Annotated in this window: 18 protein-coding genes, 2 tRNA genes and 1 pseudogene; 9 read left to right on the plus strand and 12 right to left on the minus strand. The window is 50.9% G+C overall.

Going from position 1 to position 20,161, the window contains the following annotated elements; all coding sequences use genetic code 11:
- Nucleotides 1-60: 60 nt before the first annotated feature.
- From rapZ to HMPREF3066_RS03825, 7 genes are all read right to left on the minus strand, one after another.
- Nucleotides 61-915, minus strand: coding sequence for an RNase adapter RapZ (gene rapZ / locus HMPREF3066_RS03795; protein ID WP_003756091.1), 855 nt, complete (start codon nucleotides 913-915; stop codon nucleotides 61-63).
- Nucleotides 896-1,858 (minus strand): HPr(Ser) kinase/phosphatase, encoded by a 963-nt coding sequence (hprK, locus tag HMPREF3066_RS03800; RefSeq protein ID WP_070440547.1) that lies wholly within the window; start codon nucleotides 1,856-1,858, stop codon nucleotides 896-898. Before hprK ends, rapZ begins: the two co-directional genes overlap by 20 nt.
- A 3-nt stretch (nucleotides 1,859-1,861) precedes the next feature.
- On the minus strand, nucleotides 1,862-2,311 hold the full coding sequence (gene ptsN / locus HMPREF3066_RS03805; protein WP_003743926.1) for a PTS IIA-like nitrogen regulatory protein PtsN: 450 nt from the start codon (nucleotides 2,309-2,311) through the stop codon (nucleotides 1,862-1,864).
- Nucleotides 2,312-2,592: 281 nt separating this feature from the next.
- Nucleotides 2,593-3,510, minus strand: coding sequence for a 4-hydroxybenzoate octaprenyltransferase (gene ubiA, locus HMPREF3066_RS03810; RefSeq protein ID WP_070440549.1), 918 nt, complete (start codon nucleotides 3,508-3,510; stop codon nucleotides 2,593-2,595).
- A 436-nt stretch (nucleotides 3,511-3,946) separates the two neighbouring features.
- On the minus strand, nucleotides 3,947-4,690 hold the full coding sequence (locus HMPREF3066_RS03815) for a pseudouridine synthase (protein ID WP_060975038.1): 744 nt from the start codon (nucleotides 4,688-4,690) through the stop codon (nucleotides 3,947-3,949).
- A 116-nt stretch (nucleotides 4,691-4,806) separates the two neighbouring features.
- Nucleotides 4,807-5,670, minus strand: a complete 864-nt coding sequence (galU, locus tag HMPREF3066_RS03820) for a UTP--glucose-1-phosphate uridylyltransferase GalU (RefSeq protein ID WP_039408715.1) — start codon at nucleotides 5,668-5,670, stop codon at nucleotides 4,807-4,809.
- 190 nt (nucleotides 5,671-5,860) lie between these two features.
- Nucleotides 5,861-6,478 carry a CoA pyrophosphatase gene (locus tag HMPREF3066_RS03825; protein ID WP_197067775.1) on the minus strand — a complete coding sequence of 206 codons (618 nt, stop codon included), beginning with the start codon at nucleotides 6,476-6,478 and terminating at the stop codon, nucleotides 5,861-5,863.
- Between the two features lie 174 nt (nucleotides 6,479-6,652).
- Here HMPREF3066_RS03825 and HMPREF3066_RS03830 point away from each other — a divergent pair, with 174 nt between their 5' ends.
- From HMPREF3066_RS03830 to glnD, 8 genes are all read left to right on the plus strand, one after another.
- Nucleotides 6,653-8,512 (plus strand): tetratricopeptide repeat protein, encoded by a 1,860-nt coding sequence (locus HMPREF3066_RS03830; RefSeq protein ID WP_060975039.1) that lies wholly within the window; start codon nucleotides 6,653-6,655, stop codon nucleotides 8,510-8,512.
- A 55-nt stretch (nucleotides 8,513-8,567) separates the two neighbouring features.
- Nucleotides 8,568-9,155: a lipoprotein insertase outer membrane protein LolB gene (lolB, locus tag HMPREF3066_RS03835; protein WP_060975040.1), complete on the plus strand. Its 588-nt coding sequence runs from the start codon at nucleotides 8,568-8,570 to the stop codon at nucleotides 9,153-9,155.
- Nucleotides 9,156-9,182: 27 nt separating this feature from the next.
- Nucleotides 9,183-10,028 carry a 4-(cytidine 5'-diphospho)-2-C-methyl-D-erythritol kinase gene (ispE, locus tag HMPREF3066_RS03840; protein WP_019270449.1) on the plus strand — a complete coding sequence of 282 codons (846 nt, stop codon included), beginning with the start codon at nucleotides 9,183-9,185 and terminating at the stop codon, nucleotides 10,026-10,028.
- 6 nt (nucleotides 10,029-10,034) lie between these two features.
- Nucleotides 10,035-10,110, plus strand: a tRNA-Gln gene (locus HMPREF3066_RS03845).
- A gap of 244 nt (nucleotides 10,111-10,354) precedes the next feature.
- A complete protein-coding gene (locus HMPREF3066_RS03850) occupies nucleotides 10,355-11,338 on the plus strand; it encodes a ribose-phosphate pyrophosphokinase (RefSeq protein WP_045072760.1) in 984 nt (327 codons plus the stop codon).
- Nucleotides 11,339-11,404: 66 nt separating this feature from the next.
- Complete coding sequence (locus HMPREF3066_RS03855) at nucleotides 11,405-11,977, plus strand: 50S ribosomal protein L25/general stress protein Ctc (protein WP_003755233.1); 573 nt, start codon at nucleotides 11,405-11,407, stop codon at nucleotides 11,975-11,977.
- Nucleotides 11,978-12,339: 362 nt separating this feature from the next.
- A complete protein-coding gene (locus HMPREF3066_RS03860) occupies nucleotides 12,340-12,657 on the plus strand; it encodes a helix-turn-helix domain-containing protein (RefSeq protein ID WP_060975241.1) in 318 nt (105 codons plus the stop codon).
- A 47-nt stretch (nucleotides 12,658-12,704) separates the two neighbouring features.
- Entirely contained in the window at nucleotides 12,705-15,266 is a 2,562-nt protein-coding gene (gene glnD, locus HMPREF3066_RS03865; protein ID WP_060975240.1) for a [protein-PII] uridylyltransferase, read from the plus strand.
- A gap of 261 nt (nucleotides 15,267-15,527) precedes the next feature.
- Here glnD and HMPREF3066_RS03870 read toward each other — a convergent pair whose 3' ends face one another.
- The 3 genes from HMPREF3066_RS03870 to HMPREF3066_RS03880 form a co-directional block, all read right to left on the minus strand.
- The gene (locus HMPREF3066_RS03870) at nucleotides 15,528-16,061 is read right to left on the minus strand and encodes an inorganic diphosphatase (RefSeq protein ID WP_060975239.1); all 534 of its coding nucleotides are present in this window, start codon (nucleotides 16,059-16,061) and stop codon (nucleotides 15,528-15,530) included.
- Nucleotides 16,062-16,194: 133 nt separating this feature from the next.
- Nucleotides 16,195-16,644, minus strand: coding sequence for a dihydroneopterin triphosphate diphosphatase (gene nudB / locus HMPREF3066_RS03875; RefSeq protein WP_070440551.1), 450 nt, complete (start codon nucleotides 16,642-16,644; stop codon nucleotides 16,195-16,197).
- Nucleotides 16,644-18,023 (minus strand): mechanosensitive ion channel family protein, encoded by a 1,380-nt coding sequence (locus HMPREF3066_RS03880; RefSeq protein ID WP_070440553.1) that lies wholly within the window; start codon nucleotides 18,021-18,023, stop codon nucleotides 16,644-16,646. Before HMPREF3066_RS03880 ends, nudB begins: the two co-directional genes overlap by 1 nt.
- Before the next feature lie 245 nt (nucleotides 18,024-18,268).
- Between HMPREF3066_RS03880 and HMPREF3066_RS03885 the strand changes: the two genes are divergently transcribed.
- Nucleotides 18,269-18,345: transfer RNA gene (locus HMPREF3066_RS03885), tRNA-Pro, on the plus strand.
- 152 nt (nucleotides 18,346-18,497) lie between these two features.
- On the opposite strand, the gene pncB is transcribed toward HMPREF3066_RS03885, so the two are convergent.
- Both pncB and HMPREF3066_RS12740 read right to left on the minus strand, forming a co-directional pair.
- Entirely contained in the window at nucleotides 18,498-19,721 is a 1,224-nt protein-coding gene (pncB, locus tag HMPREF3066_RS03890) for a nicotinate phosphoribosyltransferase (protein WP_060975236.1), read from the minus strand.
- 183 nt (nucleotides 19,722-19,904) lie between these two features.
- Nucleotides 19,905-20,111: pseudogene (locus tag HMPREF3066_RS12740) on the minus strand (branched-chain amino acid transport system II carrier protein); the annotation flags it as partial.
- Nucleotides 20,112-20,161 lie beyond the last annotated feature (50 nt).

The raw sequence follows: 20,161 nt of genomic DNA on the forward strand, positions 1-20,161 counted from the left end.
GCCTTGTCCTGATTTAAATTTAATCCACTAAATATCGAAAAGGTCGTCTGAAAAGGGGAATCAGCGTCCGGACAGGTTTTGCGCCTGTCTGTGGCGGACCAGCAGTTCGTAATGCCCTTGCAGGCGTTGGGCGAGTTTTTCGACGACATAGACGGAACGGTGCTGCCCGCCGGTACAGCCGATGGCGATGGTAACGTAGCTGCGGCTTTCTTTTTGCAGGCGCGGGAGCCAGTGGTTCATAAAGTGGTCAATGTCGTCCACCATTTCCTGCGCCAGGGGCTGCTGGTCAAGATACGCTTGAATGGGGGCATCCATGCCGGTATAGGGACGCAGCTCGGGATCGTAATAGGGATTGGGCAGGCTGCGCATATCGAACATGAAATCGGCGTTGTTCGGCACGCCGTATTTGAAGCCGAAAGACTCGAGGATAACCAAAAGCCCCCTGCGCTCGATGTTGAGCCATTGTTGAACGGCGTAACGCAGTTGCTGCGCGTTCATTTTGGATGTATCGATGCAGTAGGCGATGTCTTTAAGCGGGAACAGCCATTCGCGCTCTTTTTGCAGGCTTTCCAGCAGGGTAAGGTTCAGCCCCGACAGCGGATGGCCGCGCCGCGTTTCGGAAAAACGGCGCACCAGCACGCTTTCTTCTGCCTCAACAAACAATACTTCGACCTGATGACCTTCATCGCGCAGGTATTGGATTTGCTCCTGCGCTTCCTGAATGTTGATGCCGGAGCGGACATCGACGCTCACGCCGAGTTTGGTTTCATCGGCGCGCTCGATATGGTGCAGCACCAGCGAAGGCAGCATTTCCAGCGGCAGGTTGTCCACGCAGAAATAGCCGAGGTCTTCAAGCTGTTTGAGGGCAACGGACTTGCCCGAGCCGGATAATCCGCTAATCAGGACGATTTTCATGGTTTTGTTCGTTTTCTTTGAGTTGTGTTTGATGACGTTCGAGGAATTCTTTGGTACTGTCTTTGCCGCGCAACTGGAGGATGTAGTTGCGCACTGCCGCTTCAACCAATACGGCAAGGTTGCGGCCCACGGCGACAGGCAGGGTGACGGAACGGACGTTGACGTTGAGGATGGACTCGGTTTCCGTGCGTATGCTCAAGCGGTCGAGCTGCTTCATGTAATCGTCGTTGGCAGCGACCAGGTTGATAATCAATTGGAGGATTTTTTTCGGACGGATGGAGGTTTCGCCGAAAATGTGGCGGATGTTGAGTATGCCCAAACCGCGCACTTCAAGGAAATCACGCAACATCGGCGGGCAACGGCCTTCGAGCGTTTCGGGGCCGGTACGGAAAAGCTCGACCGCATCATCGGCAATCAGACTGTGTCCGCGCGAAATCAATTCCAACGCCAACTCGCTTTTACCCAAACCGGAATGACCGGTAATCAACACGCCGACTTCAAATACATCGAGGAATACGCCGTGTTTGACGATGGAAGTCGCCAGCGTGCGTTGCAGATAAATCCGCAACACGTCCATCAAATACGGGCTTTCGAGCTTGGAAGTCAAGAGCGGGATGTCGTTTTTATGGCAGTAATCGCGCAATTTGGGCGAAACCGCCAGACCGTTGGCAACGATGACCAGCGACATGGGGATATCGAAGAGTTCGCCGAAATCGTAATTCAATTCACCCGATTCGAGGCGTTTGAGATATTCGGCTTCGGCAACACCGACGACTTGGATTTGATTGGGATGGATAAAATTCAAATGGCCGACCAACGCCAAAACGGGTTTGTCGGCCTCTACTCCGATGCGGTTGTCCGCACCCGAATTGCCTGCCGCCCAAGCAAGTTGGAGCTTGTGCTGATTGTCGGAAAACAGGCGGCGGACGGATATACTGGGCATTCTTTACTCTTCTGCCAGAAGTTTGCGCACCTCCTCGGCAGAGGTTGCGGACATCAAGGCTTCACGGACGGCTTTTTGCGAGAACCTGCCCGCCAGTTTGGACAAGACTTCCAAATGCTCGCCGGTCGCATTTTCCGGCACCAACAAAGTGAAAATCAGGGATACGGGTTTGCCGTCGGGCGCATCGAAAGCGACTGGTTCTTTCGTGCGGATAAACGCGCCGGTGGCTTTTTTCACGCAGGCATGACGGCCGTGCGGGATGGCGACGCCCTGCCCCAAGCCGGTCGAACCCAGCTTTTCGCGGGCAAACAGGCAGTCGAAGACATCGCCGTGAGGTAATTCTGCTTCATGTTCAAGCAGCAGGCCCGCTTCTTCAAACAAGCGTTTTTTGCTGCCGACTTCCAAGTCTAAAACGATATGGGACAAAGGCAAAATTTCGCCGATAAGGCTCATAGAAATCTCTTTTGATGTGGCAAAATGAAATGGAATTGTACCGACTGTCTGTACAAACCTCAATCCTGAACACGCAATTTACACTCAGATTGCTAACAAGAAATGCTGCTTCTTTGATATTTCTTAACTCATACACAAGGTCGTCTGAAAACGGCGGCAAGTGGTTTACCGCGGGTTTGGATACCAGATAAAACCCCGCCACCATCGTCAACCCGCCCTGCCCCAAAAGCAACACGTCGTCTGAAAACCTTTTCAGACGACGTGTTAACCATTTTATTACCTTACAACCGCGTGGCAGCCAAAGCCCACAAATAATGCCCCGCCAGACCCAAAAACCACAGCAGACCGATATAGTTGTTATCCAAAAACACTTTAAAACAAGTCTGGCGGTCGCGCGTTTTGATGGCATGGTATTGACCGATTTGCAGCCACACCAACGCAGGCAGCATGATCCAATACGGCCATGTCGCGCCGATTTTCACGCCCAATACCGCCATCAGCGCGGTAAACCAAAAATGGCAGAGCATGGATGCGGAAATATCGTGATCGCCGAACGTGATTGCCGAAGTTTTGATCCCGATTTTCAAATCGTCTTCCTTGTCCGCCATCGCATAAATCGTGTCGTAGGCAAGCGTCCACAAAGCATTGGCGGTAAACATCAGCCACGCCGTAGAAGGCACGCCGCTGCGGACGGCGGCAAACGCCATCGGAATCCCGAAAGAAAACGCCAGCCCCAAATAAAACTGCGGCAGTGGGAAAAACCGTTTGGTAAAAGGATAAGTCATCGCCAGAAACAGCGCGGGAACGCTCATCACCCAAGTCAACAGGTTCAGCGGCGTCATACAGAGGGCGGCGAGCAGACAAAGAATGATCGTCAGCAAAATCGCTTCGGTTTTGGAAACCAGCCCGCGGGCAAAGGGGCGGTTTTTCGTGCGCTCGACCGAGCCGTCAAAATTGCGGTCGGCAAAGTCGTTGATCACGCAGCCTGCGCTGCGCATGAAGAATGTACCGGCGGTAAACGCCCAAAAAATATCCGCTTCAGGAATCCCTTCCGAGGCAACCCATAACGCCCAATAGGTCGGCCAAAGCAGCAACAACGTGCCGATAGGCTTGTCGATGCGCATCAGCTTGCCGTATACCAAAATGCGGGCAACAGCGTGACGGTTGAGAAAATGTAGGAGAAAACGTCTTATCTTCATGTAGGTAATTTAAATTCTATGGCAAACCCGGACAAACCTCGCATCCCTTTTCAGACTTTGCCGTTACCTTATTAAAATTCTTGTAACTGTTTCGACGGAAACTTGCCTATTATAAGCTAATTTTCAAGAATGATGATTAAATTTAAACATTTATGACAAAAATTAAATAGGGTGCTATTTGGAAGTCTGGAAATGACTCTAGAAAATACAATACAAACATCTAAAATAAAACACTTAAAAATCAATAAGAAATTACTTCAAAAGCATCACTCTTCTACGACATACCCAACTTACCTAAATCATCCATTTAATACAAAAAAAATCCTTCTTTATTACAAAACAAATAATCGGTTTTCCCAAGAATAAGGTCGTCTGAAATGCAACTTACCAGTTTTCAGACGACTCTGTCTTACTGCAAACATCAGGCTTACAACATTTAAAACGACTCATCCGCCCGCAGATAGCGCCATTTACCGGGCGGTAGTTTGCCCAGTTTGACTTTACCCATTCGAATCCGCTTCAGCCCGACGACACGCAAACCGACGAGTTCGCACATACGGCGGATTTGTCGCTTTTTGCCTTGTTTCAACACGAAACGCAGCTGGTCTTCGTTTTGCCATTCTACTTTGGCAGGACGCAGTTTCTCGCCGTCCAAACTCAATCCGTGGTTGAGCAAGGCAAGTCCTTTTTCGTCCAATTTGCCGCGCACGCGTACCAAATATTCTTTTTCACTGCCGCTGTTTTCGCCAATAAGCTGCTTGGCGATGCGGCCGTCCTGCGTCAACACCAGCAACCCGACGGAATCGATGTCCAGCCTACCGGCGGGCGCCAAGCCGAATTTGTGTTTTTCGCTGAAGGGGATACGGCTGTCGTCCCCTTCCCAACGGTTGTCGGCGGCAATCAGCTCGGCGGCGGATTTATAGCCTTTTTCCGCCTGCGCGCTGACGTAGCCGACGGGCTTGTTGAGCAGGATGGTAACGCGCTCTGCCTGTTTTTCATGCGCCTGCCGGTTGAGGTCGATGCGGTCGCGTTCGGTTACTTTCTGACCGAGTACGGCGGTTTGCCCGTTGACCTTGACCCAGCCTTGCTCGATGTAGCTGTCTGCCTCGCGGCGCGAGCACAAGCCCAATTGCGCCATACGCTTGGAAAGTCGCATGGTTTCTTCGGATGTATTGTCCATAATATGTCTGAATTTAAAAGAGAAAACGGATTATATCACTGCAATAGGAAAGGTCGTCTGAAAAGAAATCAAGAGACTCTTTCAGACGACCTTATCTTTTCAAGACTAGATCAGGCTTAAGAATATTGTTTTAAGAGTTCGCGGAACTGCGCGCCGGTTTCCGGATGTTTTAAGCCGTAGGCAACGGTAGCTTCCAGATAACCCAGTTTGCTGCCGCAATCGTAGCGTTTGCCGTCGAAGGCATGGGCGAGAACGAACTCGTGATCCAACAAGCGGGCAATGCCGTCGGTCAGTTGGATTTCGTTTCCTGCGCCACGCGGCAGGTTTTCCAGAAGACTGAAAATGCGAGGGGTCAGGATATAACGGCCGACAACAGCAAGATTGGACGGCGCTTCTTCGGGCTTCGGTTTCTCTACAATATTGGTAATCCGTTGAAAGCTGTTTAATTTTTCCACTTCTACAATGCCATAAGAACCGGTTTGCGATGGATCGACGGTTTCCACGCCCAAAACGCTGTTGCCGCTTTGATTGTAGATATCGACCATTTGCTTCAGTGCGCCTTTGGGCGCGTCAATCAGGTCGTCGGCGAGAATAACGGCAAAGGGTTCGTCGCCCACTGCGGCACGGGCGCACAATACGGCGTGTCCTAAACCCAAAGCCTCGGCTTGACGAATGTAAAGGCAGGTAATGTTAGAAGGCAGAATGTCTTTAACGTGTTCCAGCAGTTTGTCTTTTTGACGCATTTCCAGCTCGGTTTCCAGCTCGTAGGCTTTGTCGAAATGGTCTTCGATACTGCGTTTGTTGCGGCCTGTAATGAACACCATTTCTGTGCAACCTGCTTCTACTGCTTCTTCTACCGCGTATTGAATCAACGGCTTATCGACGATAGGCAGCATTTCTTTCGGACTGGCTTTGGTGGCAGGCAGAAAGCGCGTACCCATACCGGCTACAGGGAAAACGGCTTTTTTAATCGGTTTCATAAATTTTCCTCTTACTTTATATTTCAAAGTATCCAGCTATCCGGGGCCACAATGATTCATCGGCTTCATTCCCAGACCACATCACTAAAAATGATTTTGTAATAATCATCAATGTGTTAATTGTAACATGACATAATTTCACTGTAACAACCTCAACCGTAAAGCACAGCAAAATCCTGTATCCGTATTTTCACTCTACACCCTTCTGACCGGCACAATAATACCGGTAACGTTCTGCCAACCCATACAATATCAGCGCAGTCAATCCCCAAATATCGTAATGCAAATACGGCAAAACAGGCGTAGCAATCATATTGCCTTCATGAATGAAGCTGCGGCTGCCATAGTTGCCCATATCCAGTGCGAAATCCAATGGCAAGTAAAAGATTTCAGCCACTTCCCCACTATTGGCACAAGTTGGCGGATTTTCCGGACAGAGTGCCAAAACCGGATGTACTTCATAACCGGACGGCGTGTAATAAGGCGGCAACAGTGGAAAAACCTGCCAAAAATGCGGTGCAATCCCCGTCTCCTCTTCAGTTTCACGCAATGCTGTCACAATAAAGTCTTTATCCCCTTCGTCTGACCTTCCTCCGGCAAAAGCAATCTGCCCGGTATGGTGTCGCAGGGTATCGGCGCGACGCGTCAGCAAAATTTGCCACTGCCCTTCCCGCCGAACGACTGCCAGCAAAACGGCGGCTGTTTTACCTTCCTGCCGGACAAAACGGTTTCGTTCCTCTTGCGCTATGCTGGCATAACGAAATGCCTGCCCGAAAAAATCCACAAGATCGGTCTGCCTCATCTCCATATACAGACTCCGAAAACAATGATTGATAGGTCGTCTGAAAAAAGAATATTACATTAGGTTTACGGTTGCTTAAAGCTCACGAATCTACAAAGACAAGCGCTTGTGATAAAGTATCGGCTGTTTTCACGACGGATTATCTGCGCTTCAGTCCGTTTTTTTGAATAAAGGCTTATTATGTTTTTGTCTCCGTCCCATATCCGCACACTGACAGCCGCCGTCATGTTGCTTTTTTCTACCCAAACCATCGCCGCCCAACAAGAATCTGTACCAGAAGTTAAAATCCAATCCCAAACCATTCAGAAAAAAAACCGCCGTACGCCCGAAGCAAGGCTCGCCGAACAAGAGCGCTTGATTGCTGCAAACGATCGCGCTTGGAAAATTTTCACGCTTTTAGGCGGCGAAATGGCTTTGCAAAAAGGGGATGCCGGCATGGCTTTGGGTACCTATATGCATATGCTCGACCGCACAAAATCACCCGACGTAGCAGAACGCGCATTGGAAATGGCAGTTTCACTCAATGCATTCGAACAGGCCGAATTGATTTATCAAAAATGGCGGGAAATCGAACCTGTTCCGGGTGCAGCACAAAAACGCATGACCTGGCTGCGCGACCTTCTGCTCGGAAAAAACGACAAACACCTCAGCGGCTTGGATGAAGTCCTTGCAGGCGCTACTGAAGAACAAAACCGCCGTATTTTCCTGCTTCTCGCCCAAACCGCCGTCCAGCAGCCTGATTTGGCAGAAAAGGCCTCGGCACAAGTTCATAAAGAAACACTCAAATACCCTGAAATGCCTGAAGCGGCGATTGCAGATGCCATTTACAGCGCATACGACGGCAAGAAAAAAAATGCCATTGCCGCCCTGCAAAGACTTGCCAAACTGGATTCTGAAATCCTGCCCCCGACCATGCTCACCTTGCGTCTGATGGCGCAACGCAGTCCGGAAATCCTCAACGGATTCTTCGAACAAACCGACACGCGCAAACTGTCATCCGTATGGCAGGAGCTTGAAATCACCAACCTGGTTGCCAACCACCGTCCCGACAAGGCATACAGTCGTCTGAAAACGTTACTGGAAGACAACCCCTCGCCCGATTTGTTTATCCAGGCTGCGATACTCTCCTCCAGCCGTAAAGATGCCTTATCTGTTGTCAACCATTACCTCGAAAAAGCCTACCAATCCGGCACAAGCCAACAACAAAGCCGTGCCGCACTGATTGGTGCCATGACTTATGCCGATGCCAAAGATTACGTCAAGGCCAAACAATGGCTCGGCAAAATCAATTCTGCGGATTACATTTTCGACAAAACCGTTCTCGGCGCCTCGCTCGAAGCCGAACAAGGCAACGGCAAAGCCGCGTGGGAATTGGCACAACGTGCGCTCAAACTGCCCGAGCAGCAAGGACGCTTTTTCGGTGCGCGCGAATTGCAGCGTGTTTCCCTGTTTGCCATCGCCAAACATGACAACCCAAAAAAAGCACTATCAGAGTTGAATACACTTATGGCAAAAGCTTCCAAACAGCCTGATGCCAACCAACTGCTGCCCGACATTCTCTATCAACGCGCCATGGTTTACGACAAAATTGGAGAGCGCGACAAAGCCATTGCCGACCTTCGCCGCCAGTTGGAAATATCCCCCGACAGTACCAGCGGCATGAATGCTCTAGGCTATATCATGCTTTCTTCCCCGAAATATGATTTAAACGAAGCATTCAAACTGATTCAGGCCGCGTATCAGGTTGATCCGGAAAACCCCGCCATCAACGACAGCCTCGGTTGGGCATATTATCTGAAAGGCGATGCCGAAACTGCCTTGCCCTACCTGCAATACGCCTTCGAACAATATCCCGACGCCGAAGTCGCCTCGCATTTGGGCGAAGTTTTGTGGAAGCTCGGCAAGCCCGAAGATGCCAAAGCCATTTGGAACGAAGGTTTGAAACAAGAAGGCGACATCGGTTTATTGAAAGAAACCATGCGCCGATTCAATATTCCCGTTCCCCCGCGCAAAAAACACCCCTCCGCCAAAACAAAATAAAAAACAGGTCGTCTGAAAACTTTTCAGACGACCCTTCCCCTGCACAGGATTTATCATGAAACAGACCAATATATTATCCGCAGCCGCCCTAACCCTCCTCATCACCGCCTGCGCTCGCCCCGAGCTCCCGCAGCAAAATGGTTGGCAACCGGCTGAAACAGTCAACGATTTTTCCGCCGAAGGGCGAATCGCCGTCAAACTCGAAGGCAAAGGCTCTTACGCCAACTTCGATTGGACATACCAAAACCAAGTTCAAACCATCAACATCAACACCCCGATCGGCAGTACCGTGGGGCAGTTGTGTCAAGATAATCAAGGCGTATTGGCCGTCGACAACAAAGGCCGTACATATGAAGCCGCTACCGCACAAGAACTCAGCACCCGCCTATTGGGATTCGAACTCCCTATCCAATATCTGCACATTTGGGCAAGCGGAAAACGTGTAGCCGGCGCACCATACCAACTGCTCCCGGACAGCCGCCTGCAACAATTCGACTGGACAATTTCCCGCACACTCAACAGCAACGGCAAACCCAAAACCCTCCTATTGGAAAGCCCGAAACTCACTCTGCGCTTGGCATTCGACAACCTCGACGATCATCCCGAGGGCAACACCCAAACCCAATGTGCCGCCAGAAAATAACCATCTCGCCAGACAACCGTAAACAAAATGATTCCAAACGAAGCACAAGCCTTCCCGGCTCCTGCCAAACTCAATCTGGATCTCAGAATCACCGGGAAACGCGCAGACGGCTACCACAACCTAGAAAGCATTTTCTGCCTGATTGACTTATGTGATACCGTTTATCTGAAACCACGTTCAGACGACCTTATCATACTCCACACACCGACAGGCGGTATTCCACCGGAACAAGACCTGGCATACCGTGCCGCATCTTTACTGCAAAAACACACTAACTCAAAATCAGGTGTTGAAATTTGGTTGGATAAAAAAATCCCGACAGGCGCCGGCTTGGGAGGTGGCAGTTCGGATGCGGCAACCGTACTCACCGTATTGAACCATTGGTGGGAATGCGGATTATCCCGCCAGCAGTTAATTGATTTAAGTGCGACTCTGGGCGCAGATATTCCCTTCTTCCTTTTCGGCAAAAATGCCTTTGCCAAAGGTATAGGCGAGCAATTATCCCCTATCGACATACCGAAGCAATGGTATGTCGTCATCAAACCCAAGGCCCATGTTTCCACTCCCAAAATTTTCTCGCATAGGAACTTGACACGAAATTCCAAACCAAGCATAATGCCGACTTTCCATTCTTTGCAGCCGTTTAGAAATGATATGCAGGCTGTTGTTTTTCAGGAATATCCTGAGGTTTGGAAAGCTTATTGTGAATTATCCGAATATGGTTCTGCGCTAATGACAGGATCTGGAGCGTGTATATTTCTCTCTACGGATAGTCGGCAAGAAGCAAACAATATATACCAACAAGTTTCACAATCATATGAAGCATATTGTGTTGAAGGTTTAGACATTCATCCATTGTTTCAAATGATTTGATAAAGTTGGGGAGTCGTCAAGCGGTTAAGACACTGGATTTTGATTCCAGCATGCGAAGGTTCGAATCCTTCCTCCCCAGCCAAATAAGAGCGTGTAAGTTTCCTTACACGCTCTTTTATGTTAAGAATCAATGACAACGCTGAAAAACTTTGTTTTGTCGTGATAAATTTGGGGCGAAAAAAGACGGAACGGCAATGCAACGCCGCAAATTTAATTCACTATGCCGGTCATTATGCGTATAATAACGCCCATAATGTCTTGGACATAAAGCAGAGGGAAGCATGACGTTTTCTGAGCGGAAGTTAAACATAAAAACAGGTGAAAATATGGCCGCATACGACAGTTTGATGGTATTTACCGGCAACGCAAATCCGGAGTTGGCGCAACGCGTTGTCAAACACTTGGATATTTCGTTAGGCGAAGCCTCCGTATCCAAATTCTCAGACGGCGAAATTGCCATCGAATTAATGGAAAACGTCCGTGGTCGTGATGTTTTTATCCTGCAGCCCACCTGCGCCCCAACCAATGACAACCTGATGGAAATCCTGACGATGGCCGATGCGCTGAAACGCGCTTCCGCCGGTCGTATTACCGCGGCAATTCCTTATTTCGGCTATGCCCGCCAAGATCGCCGTCCGCGTTCTGTGCGCGTTCCGATTTCCGCCAAACTGGTGGCTAATATGTTGTATTCCGCAGGTATCGACCGTGTTTTGACTGTTGATTTGCATGCCGACCAGATTCAGGGGTTCTTTGATATCCCTGTTGACAACATCTACGCCACTCCTATTCTGTTGAATGACATCAAACAGCAGCGGATTGAAAACCTGACCGTAGTCAGCCCCGATATTGGCGGTGTAGTCCGCGCCCGTGCTGTTGCAAAATCATTAAATGCCGATTTGGCAATTATCGACAAACGCCGCCCGAAAGCCAATGTGGCGGAAGTCATGAATATTATTGGCGATATTCAAGGCCGTACCTGTCTGATTGTCGATGACATGATTGATACTGCGAATACGCTGTGTAAAGCTGCCGTCGCTTTGAAAGAGCGCGGAGCAGAACGTGTCTTGGCATATGCCAGCCACGCCGTATTCTCCGGAGAGGCAGTCAGCCGTATTGCCTCGTCCGAAATCGACCAAGTTGTCGTTACCGACACCATCCCTCTGTCTGAAGCGGCCAAACAATGCGACCGTATCCGTCAAGTGACGATTGCCGGCCTTTTGGCTGAAACGGTCCGCCGCATCAGCAATGAAGAATCCGTCTCATATCTTTTCAATGAAGAAGTGATGACAGGCAGCATGTTGCTGCCATAACCCCGAAGCCGTCTTAAGCTGGTCGCGGCCGATGACGGTAGTTTTATTTAATTTGGAGTATTTAACATGACTTATGAAATTCAAGCCTCTGTTCGTGAAGCACAAGGCACTGGTGCGAGCCGCCGCCTGCGTCGCGAAGGCCAAATCCCCGGTATTTTGTACGGTGAAGGTCAAGAGCCCGTTGCAATTGCTGTGGATCACAAAACTGTATTCTACGCATTGGAAAAAGAATCTTTCCACACTGCACTGATCAAACTGTCCCTGAACGGTGAAACCAAAGACGTTATCGTCCGTGATTTCCAAATGCACCCATTCCGTCGCGAAGTTCAACATATCGACTTCCAGGCCGTTAAAGCCGACCAACCGGTACGCATCCGTGTTCCCCTGCACATTGTTAACGCTGAAAACTCTCAAGCCGTGAAACTGCAAGGCGGTCGCGTATCCCTGTTGAACACTACTGTTGAAGTGGTTGCTTTGCCTGCCAACATCCCTGCATACTTGGATTTGGACTGCACTAAAGTCGTTGCCGGCGACATCCTTCACCTGTCTGACATCCAACTGCCTGAAGGTGTAGAAAGCGTTTCTCTGAAACGTAACGAAAACCTGGCGGTTGCTACCGTTACCGGTAAAAAACGCTAATTCCTTATGTGGAAATAAAAAAACCGCGCCGAATGGTGCGGTTTTTTATTTTTTATTATTAAAATAATCTATTTAAAAAATATATTTTATAAATATACAACTACTTGATTTGAATCAAAGCTCCAAATTGAGTTTCATTTATAATCGCCGACATTGGAACTGAGACGACACTTCTCAAAGTCCTCAAGATTTTCTGATCAGTAGATGATACATCTGCTTTGATTTAATACTCTCTATCTCTTTCCTCTTGATGTGTGTGTGTTTGGGTGTGGCAGTTGCCACCCCTTTTTTTTGGCTTTTATGTGAAGTAAAATCCGTAACAGCAAATTCTTAAATTTAACCATTTATCCGGAAACAAAATCATGAGCAATAAATTAACTCCGCCTGCCGAACTGCCTGACGAGCAGGATTTACGGGCGGTCTTGGCGTACAACATGCGGCTTTTCCGCGTGAATAAGGGCTGGTCTCAGGAAGAGCTGGCGCGGCAATGCAGTTTGGACAGGACTTATGTATCGGCTGTGGAGCGCAGACGCTGGAACATTGCGTTGTCGAATATTGAAAAAATGGCGACGGCTTTGGGTGTGGCGGCATATCAGTTGCTGCTGCCGCCGCAGGAGCTGCTAAACCTGATGACCAATCCCTCTAATGCCCAACAGAGGTCGTCTGAAAACGATATTTGACAGCCAAGTCATCCGCCTCCTCTCCCCATAACTCGAAAGAATAAAAAATGTCTGCAAACCTGTCTTCAGCATTGGAAACCTTCAAACAGCAGTGCACTGCCGCCGAAGCGCATTATTTGAAAGCCAACCGTGTGTCGGTATTTTTCAGGGAATACACGGCGGCAGTCGAAACCTTGCTGGCGGCATTGTGGGCAGAGCATTTTCAAAACAGCGCGTTATGCCTGATGGCGACCGGCGGCTTCGGGCGCGGCGAGCTTTATCCTTATTCTGATTTAGATTTGGCAGTCGTGTCGCCTAAAACCGTTTCAGACGACCTTCAGGAAAAAATTGCGGCTTTCGTGCAGGCTTTATGGGATATGAAACTTTCGCCGTCGGTCAAAAGCGGCAGCGTTGACGAACTGTGCGAAAGCGTGCGCGATGATATTACGGGGGACACGGCGTTTTTAGAGGCTCGTTTTTTGTTCGGCAACCGCCAAACAGCGGACGAGCTGGCGGAAAAAATGAACGCGCAACGCAATGTAGCCGCGTTTATCGAAGCAAAGCTGGTGGAGATGGAACACCGCCATGCCAAATCGCAAGGTTCGGGAGCGGTATTAGAGCCGAACATCAAAAGCTGTCCCGGCGGTCTGCGCGACATCCATACCCTGCTTTGGATAGCGAAAGCGCAAGGTTTGGCGGCCAACCTGCCTGCGCTGGTCAAACAAGGCATTCTGACGCGCACCGAAGCCGGCATGCTTTCACACGGCTACCGCCGCCTCGCCCACATCCGCATCCATCTGCATTTAAACGCCAAACGCGCCGAAGACCGCCTGCTGTTCGATTTGCAGCCGCAAGTCGCCGAAAGCATGGGCTATCAAGGCTTGAACCTCCGCCGTCAAAGCGAAGAATTGATGCGCGTGTTTTACCGCGCGATCAAAACCGTCAAACAATTAAGCGGCATCCTCACACCCATGCTGCAAAGCCGCGTTTCCTCGACGCCGATGCGCGTTACCCTACGGATTGACGACGACTACATCCAAGTGAACAACCAAATCGCCGCGCGGCACACCGATATTTTTTTCAGACGACCCGAACACATTTTCAAAATCGTTGAAATCATGCAGCAGCGCAACGACATTACCGCGCTCGAACCGCAAACCCTGCGCGCTTGGTGGGGCGCGACGCGCAAAATCAACCGCAGCTTCTACCAAAATCCCGAAAACCGCCGCCGCTTCGCCGGCTTTTTCCGCCGCGGCAACGGACTGACCCAAACCCTGCGCTTTCTCAACCTCTACGGCGTGTTGGGCCGCTACCTGCCCGCGTGGGAAAAAATCGTCGGCCTGCTCCAGCATGACCTGTTCCACATCTATCCTGTGGACGACCACATCCTCGCCGTCGTCCGCAACGTTCGCCGCCTTGCCCTAGACATGCACAGCCACGAACTGCCCTACGCCTCCGCACTGATGCAGTCCTTTGAAAAACAAGACATCCTCTATCTCGCCGCCTTCTTCCACGACATCGCCAAAGGACGCGGCGGCGACCATGCCATACAAGGCATCGCAGACGCGCGCCAATTTGCCGCCGACCACTTCCTCACCGAAGAAGAAAGCGGCCTGCTCGCCTGGCTGGTCGAAAACCACCTGCTCATGTCCACCGTCGCCCAAAAAGAAGACATCCAAGACCCCGACGTACTCGATACCTTCTGCAAACGCGTACAAACCCACGAACGCCTCAGCGCACTCTACCTCCTGACCATTTCCGACATACGCGGCACCAATCCCAAACTGTGGAACGCATGGCGCGCCAGCCTGCTGGAAAGCCTGTTCCACGCCGCCGGACGCTACCTCGCAGGCAACGGAGGCAATCCGCATGCCCTCTTCGGCCGCCGCCAACAAGAAGCCGCCGATTTGCTCACCCGTGCTGCCGTCCCCGAAAAACAGCAGAAAAAACTATGGAACGCGCTCGGTTCCGCCTATTTCGCCCGCCATCAGTCCCGCGAAATCCTGTGGCACGCCGCCAACCTCGTACACGACTTTGAAACCCCTATCGTCCGCAGCCGCATCCTGCCCAAAAGCGACAGCTTCCAAGTCATGGTCTTCATGCCTAACGGTCCGCGCCTGTTCGCCCGCCTCTGCCGCATCTTCAGCCGCCACGGCTTCGACATCCTCGCCGCCCGCGCCTTTATCACCGAACACGACTACATCCTCGACACCTTCATCGTGCAAATCCCCTCACAACACGCCCCCGAAGACTACCCCGACATCCAAAGCGCGCTCGAAGCCGAACTCAACAGCTTTATCCACGGACACACTGTTGCCGAAACCCAAAGCCACAGCCGCCGCATCAGCCGCCGCAGCCGCTACATGCCAATTGCGCCAAGCATCACCATCACCCCCGAAGAAGACTACCCCGACTGGTACTCCGTCGAAATCACCGCCGTCAACCGCCCTTTCCTGCTCGCCGACATGGCGGAAGTCTTCTTCGCCCACAACGTCAGCCTGCGCTACGCCAAAATTTCCACGCTGGACGAACGCGTCGAAGACAGCTTCATCGTCTTCAGCCCCGATTTGAAAAACCCGAAAACGCAGTCGTCGTTGAAACAGGCTTTGTTGGAACAATTATCGGTGTGACGGTTGGATTTAGAGGAAAAGCAAGAGGTCGTCTGAAAACCTGTTTTCAATTTTCAGACGACCTCTTTATTTGTAAAAATAAAGTTCAGATTCTCAAATCCGACTTTTTCATATGCATCCGAAAGCTGCGCAGGGGGCGCCCCATTAAAGAGTACGCCGGATACAAGCATCCATTCTTTCAGTACGGGTTACTATCAAAATACAAAAGGTCGTCTGAAAACCATTTTCAGACGACCTTTCTTTATTTATTGAAATGAAACATCAAGCCTGTTTATTCCAACGCTCGATGGATTCTTTAATTACTTTTTTTGCTTCTTCCACATCGCCCCAAGATTCGACTTTGGTTGTACCTGCTTTTTTCAGGTCTTTGTAGTGGTTGAAGTGGAACTCGATTTGCTTGATCAACTGCTGCGGCAAATCAGCAAGGGTTTTGTAGGCGTTGCCGTTGTTACGGTCGTCGGCGGGGACGCAGACGACTTTGTCGTCCACTTCGCCGTCATCGACAAACTTCATCACACCGATGACGCGCGCTTCCAAGAAGATGCCTGTCGCCAAGGGCTGTTCGGTAACCAGCAATACGTCCAATTCGTCGCCATCCTCGTCCAAGGTTTGCGGGATGAAGCCGTAGTTGGTCGGTTTGGCGAAAATCGCGGGTTCGACGCGGTCAAGTTGGAATGCGCCGAGGCGGCGGTTCCATTCGATTTTGTGGTTACTGCCGGCGGGAATTTCGTTGACGACGTTGATGATGCCGCCATCCACATCGCCCGGAGTCAGGATTTTATTGAAGTCTGCCATTTGATTTCCTTTATTTTACGGAAGTTTGAACGGCGGAAGTATAGCAAACAAAAGACTCTCTGAAAATGCGGAAAAAGGTCGTCTGAAAACGCAATTCCTTCTTTCAGACGACCTTTAAGCAATCAGGCCGGTTCTATTTCCCCAACCTTTTCCCCAATGCCAAAATCGCCCTTTTGTTCGACGGGGAGAACACTTTTTCCGCCGCTTCTTCTATGCCGAACCATCCGTACGCGACGTGTTCGTCGGGCTGCAAAACAATCACCGCATTGCGCGGAATTTCAGCAGAAAAGACGTGTTCACGGTTTTCAAACACGCCTTTCGGATAGCGGTGCCGCCAATGGTGGTAGATTTCGTAAACCGTGCTGTCGTGCCAGTTGCAGAGCTGTCCGTCCGCAAGGCGGATGCCGGTTTCCTCCCAAACTTCGCGTTTGGCGGTTTCCTCTATGGTCTCGTCCGGCTCGATGCTGCCGGTTACCGACTGCCAAAAACCTGGCGGCGAAGTGCGTTCGATTAAAAGGATATTGCCGTCGGCATCATGCAGGACAACCAGCGCAGACACGGGATATTTCAAGGGCTTTGCCATCAATCATCTCCGCCGGAATCCATCGCGGGATCGGATTTGGTATCGCTGCGCGCCTGCATTCCCGCCTTAATCATGGCGATGCTGCTCGGTGCCTGGCTTTCGTTCAAGATGCGGACTTCGCGCTGCGGATAAGGGAACTCGATGCCGTGTTCGTTAAACTGCCGCCAAATATCCAGAAAAATCGCCGATTGCAGCGCGGCAAAACCGTTTTCTGGGTCTTTCACCCAATAAGTCACGCGCAAATCGATACCGTTGTCGCCGAAATTGGTGACTACCGCCAAAGGCGCGGGATTATTGGAAACACGCGGCTGCGCGGCGGCTGCGCTTTTGATGATGTCGAGCGCCTTAATCAAATCGGAATGATAGGCAACCTGTATATTGAACGCCTGCTGCAATTCGCGGCTGGCATAGGATTCGTTGACCACCATCGAGGTAACGAACGTCTCGTTCGGAATCAGCGCCTCCGTACCGTTGGCATTGCGCAGCACGACGAAACGCGAGGTGATTTTGGTGACATAGCCGGTAAAGTTGTTAACCGTCAGGCGGTCGTTCATACGGATGGAGCGGTCGCCCAAAATGATAAAGCCTGAAATGTAGTTGCTCGCCACTTTTTGCAGGCCGAAACCGATACCGACACCCAACGCACCGCCGAACACCGACAATACCGTCAAATCAATCCCCACCAGCGGCAGCGCAATCAAGACCGCCAAAACCATCATCACCGTTTTGATGATTTTGGACAAAATCATGGACAGATTATTGTCCAGGCTGCTTTTCTCCAAACGCTCGCCGATAAAACGCGCCAACCACGACGCGCCTATCATCAGAAGCCCGACCCACAAAATCCCGTTCAAAATCATCAACAGGCTCAGTTTGCCCGAACCGACCGAGAAGCTGATGCCGTCGAGCATCGCCAAAATCTTATCATCCAAGCCCGACAGCCAAAGCACGAAGCCTACCCACAAAACCATGGAGACCGATTTTTCCAGCCAGTCGGTCAGTTTGTTCTGCGGCAAAGCGGCATGAACAACCGCCACGCTGACCCGAATCAGAATCATCCAGCGCGCCGCCAAAATCAGCAGATGCAGCCATACCGGGCGAAACTCCGTCAGGTTGCAGACAAACAAAGCCGCCGCACCGAAAATCATCATCAGCACCGGCCACAAAATCCTTCTGCCGATATGCCGCAAAAGCGCGAAGCTGCCGTGTTCCGAAAAGAAATAACGGTCGTTGAGGCGGTTTGACAGCCAGAACGCCGCCACCATCAGCATCAAGACACCGACCAGCTCTATCCAGCCCGAAACCTGTCCGAAATTGCGCTCTACCAAGCTAGACGTAAACGCCTGACGCGCAAACAATTCATGCAAAATATTGTCCATCAGCCCTGTTTTTTCATTAAAAATCAAAGCTGAGATTATATAGCAGCCATTAAATTCCGCCACATCCGTTTACCCCAAGGTCGTCTGAAAACATCGCGGCTTCCAATCAAGTATGAACCATTTCGCAGCCCTACCCTCCCTGACGCCAAACAAATTCAAAGCCGCTTCAAACAGATAGCCCAAACCGCCCTGCCTTACGCTTGCCAAAGCCGGACAAGAAAACTATAATCTGAAACTTATCGAGTCGGAGTGTGGCGCAGTCTGGTAGCGCACTTGCATGGGGTGCAAGGGGTCGAAGGTTCGAATCCTTTCACTCCGACCAAAAATTCAACAGCCCGGTCATTTTTGACCGGGCTGTTTATTTGTCTTTGCCTATTTCAAACTTTATATTCCAAGCGTTTTTCACAATCAAAAGGTCGTCTGAAAACCTCGAATCCGAGTTTTCAGACGACCTTTTGCCTTTTCTTCAGTTAATCAGCCCTCTGTCTTCGGCTCGGGAACGTCAAACACCTGACGCAGGTAGGCGAGGAAGGTGTTGTTGGTAGTCATGGTTTTGCCCGGGGAGTCGGAGAGTTTGGCGACGGACTGACCGTTGCACTCAACGAGTTTCAAAACGATGTTCAGCGGGGTATGGCCCATGTCGTTGGTGAGGTTGGTGCCGATACCGAAGCTGGTTTTGAAACGGTCTTTGAAATATTGGTGCAATGCCCACGAGCGTTCGATGTCCAGCCCGTCGGAGAAGGTCAGCATTTTGGTGCGGCTGTCGATTTTGAGTTTTTTGTAGTGGACGTGCGCTTTGTCGCCCCATACATAAGGGTCGCCGCTGTCGTGGCGCAGACCGTCGAAGAGTTTGGCGAAATAGAGGTCGAAGTCGCGCAGGAAGGCATCCATGCCGACCACGTCGGTCAGCGCGATGCCGAGGTCGCCGCGGTATTCGTGTACCCAGCTTTCGAGGGCAGCTTTTTGGAAATTGCGCAGGCGCACATCGAGGGCTTGGAAGGCTTGGAGGAACTCGTGCGCCATCGTGCCGATGGGGGTGATGCCGATTTTTTTGGCGAGATAAACGTTGCTGGTACCGCGCACGATGTCGGGGGCGGCTTCAAGCAGGGTGCGGATGACGTGTTCCTGCCAATCGAGGGTGTAGCGGCGGCGGGTGCCGAAGTCGGAGATGAGGAACGGCGGATCATCGGGATTTTGCGCAGCGGAGATTTCTTTGAGGCGTTGCGCTTTGGCTTGGAGGCGGCGTTCGCCTTCTTCAATGACGGCGGGGGTTTCGAGACGGCGGAAGTAGAGTTCGTTGACGATGGCGAGGATGAAGATTTCAAAGAACATCGCCTGAATCATAGGGCCTTCGATGCGGATATTCAGACGACCTTCTGAATCGGGGCTGACTTTGACGAAGCGGCGTTGGAGTTGGAAGAGTTCGAGATAATCGACAAAGTCGCTTTTGATGAAGCGCAGGCTGCGCAGGTAGTCGAGTTCGTCGTGGGTAAAGCGCAGTTGGCAGAGTGCGTCGAGTTCTCGTTCCAAGTCGCTTTGGATGTCGGCAAGCGGGTAAACCATGTCTTTGTTGCGACAGCGGAACTCATAAAGGCTGTGGGTTTGGGGGAATTGGTGCAGTATCACCTGAAGCATGGTGAACTTGTACAGGTCGGTGTCGAGCAGGGAGCGGATAACGGGCGTTTGAGGTGCGGTCATGGCTTTTCTCTCGTTCAGCGTAAATGTAAAGCATTATTAGAACACGGTTAGACGGGCGGGTGTTACTTTTTTTGGTTGGAGAAGCGTTGAAAAGGTCGTCTGAAATCTTTCAGACGACCTTTGTTTTGTGATTCAAGCCTTATGTTTTTTCTTGAGCGCGGCATTCAGGATGCACCCTAAAATAAAGCCGACGGTTGCGGGCAGCAGCCAGCCCAGCCCGACGTTGTAAAGCGGCAGTGCGCCGTTGATGGCAGAGAACCAGCTTTCCCCCGCCTGTTGTCCGAGATAGGCGGGAAAAATCAGATTGCCCGCACCGAAAAACAAAGCGAACAACATCAAACCGACCGCCCACAGCGAGGCTTTACGGTTGAGCGGGGAAACACTGTTCATAAATTCGTACCTGTTTGTTTATAGTGGATTAACTTTAAACCGGTACGGCG

Origin of the sequence: Neisseria sp. HMSC03D10, assembly GCF_001807625.1 — a bacterium.
Classification (GTDB): Bacteria; Pseudomonadota; Gammaproteobacteria; order Burkholderiales; family Neisseriaceae; genus Neisseria; species Neisseria mucosa.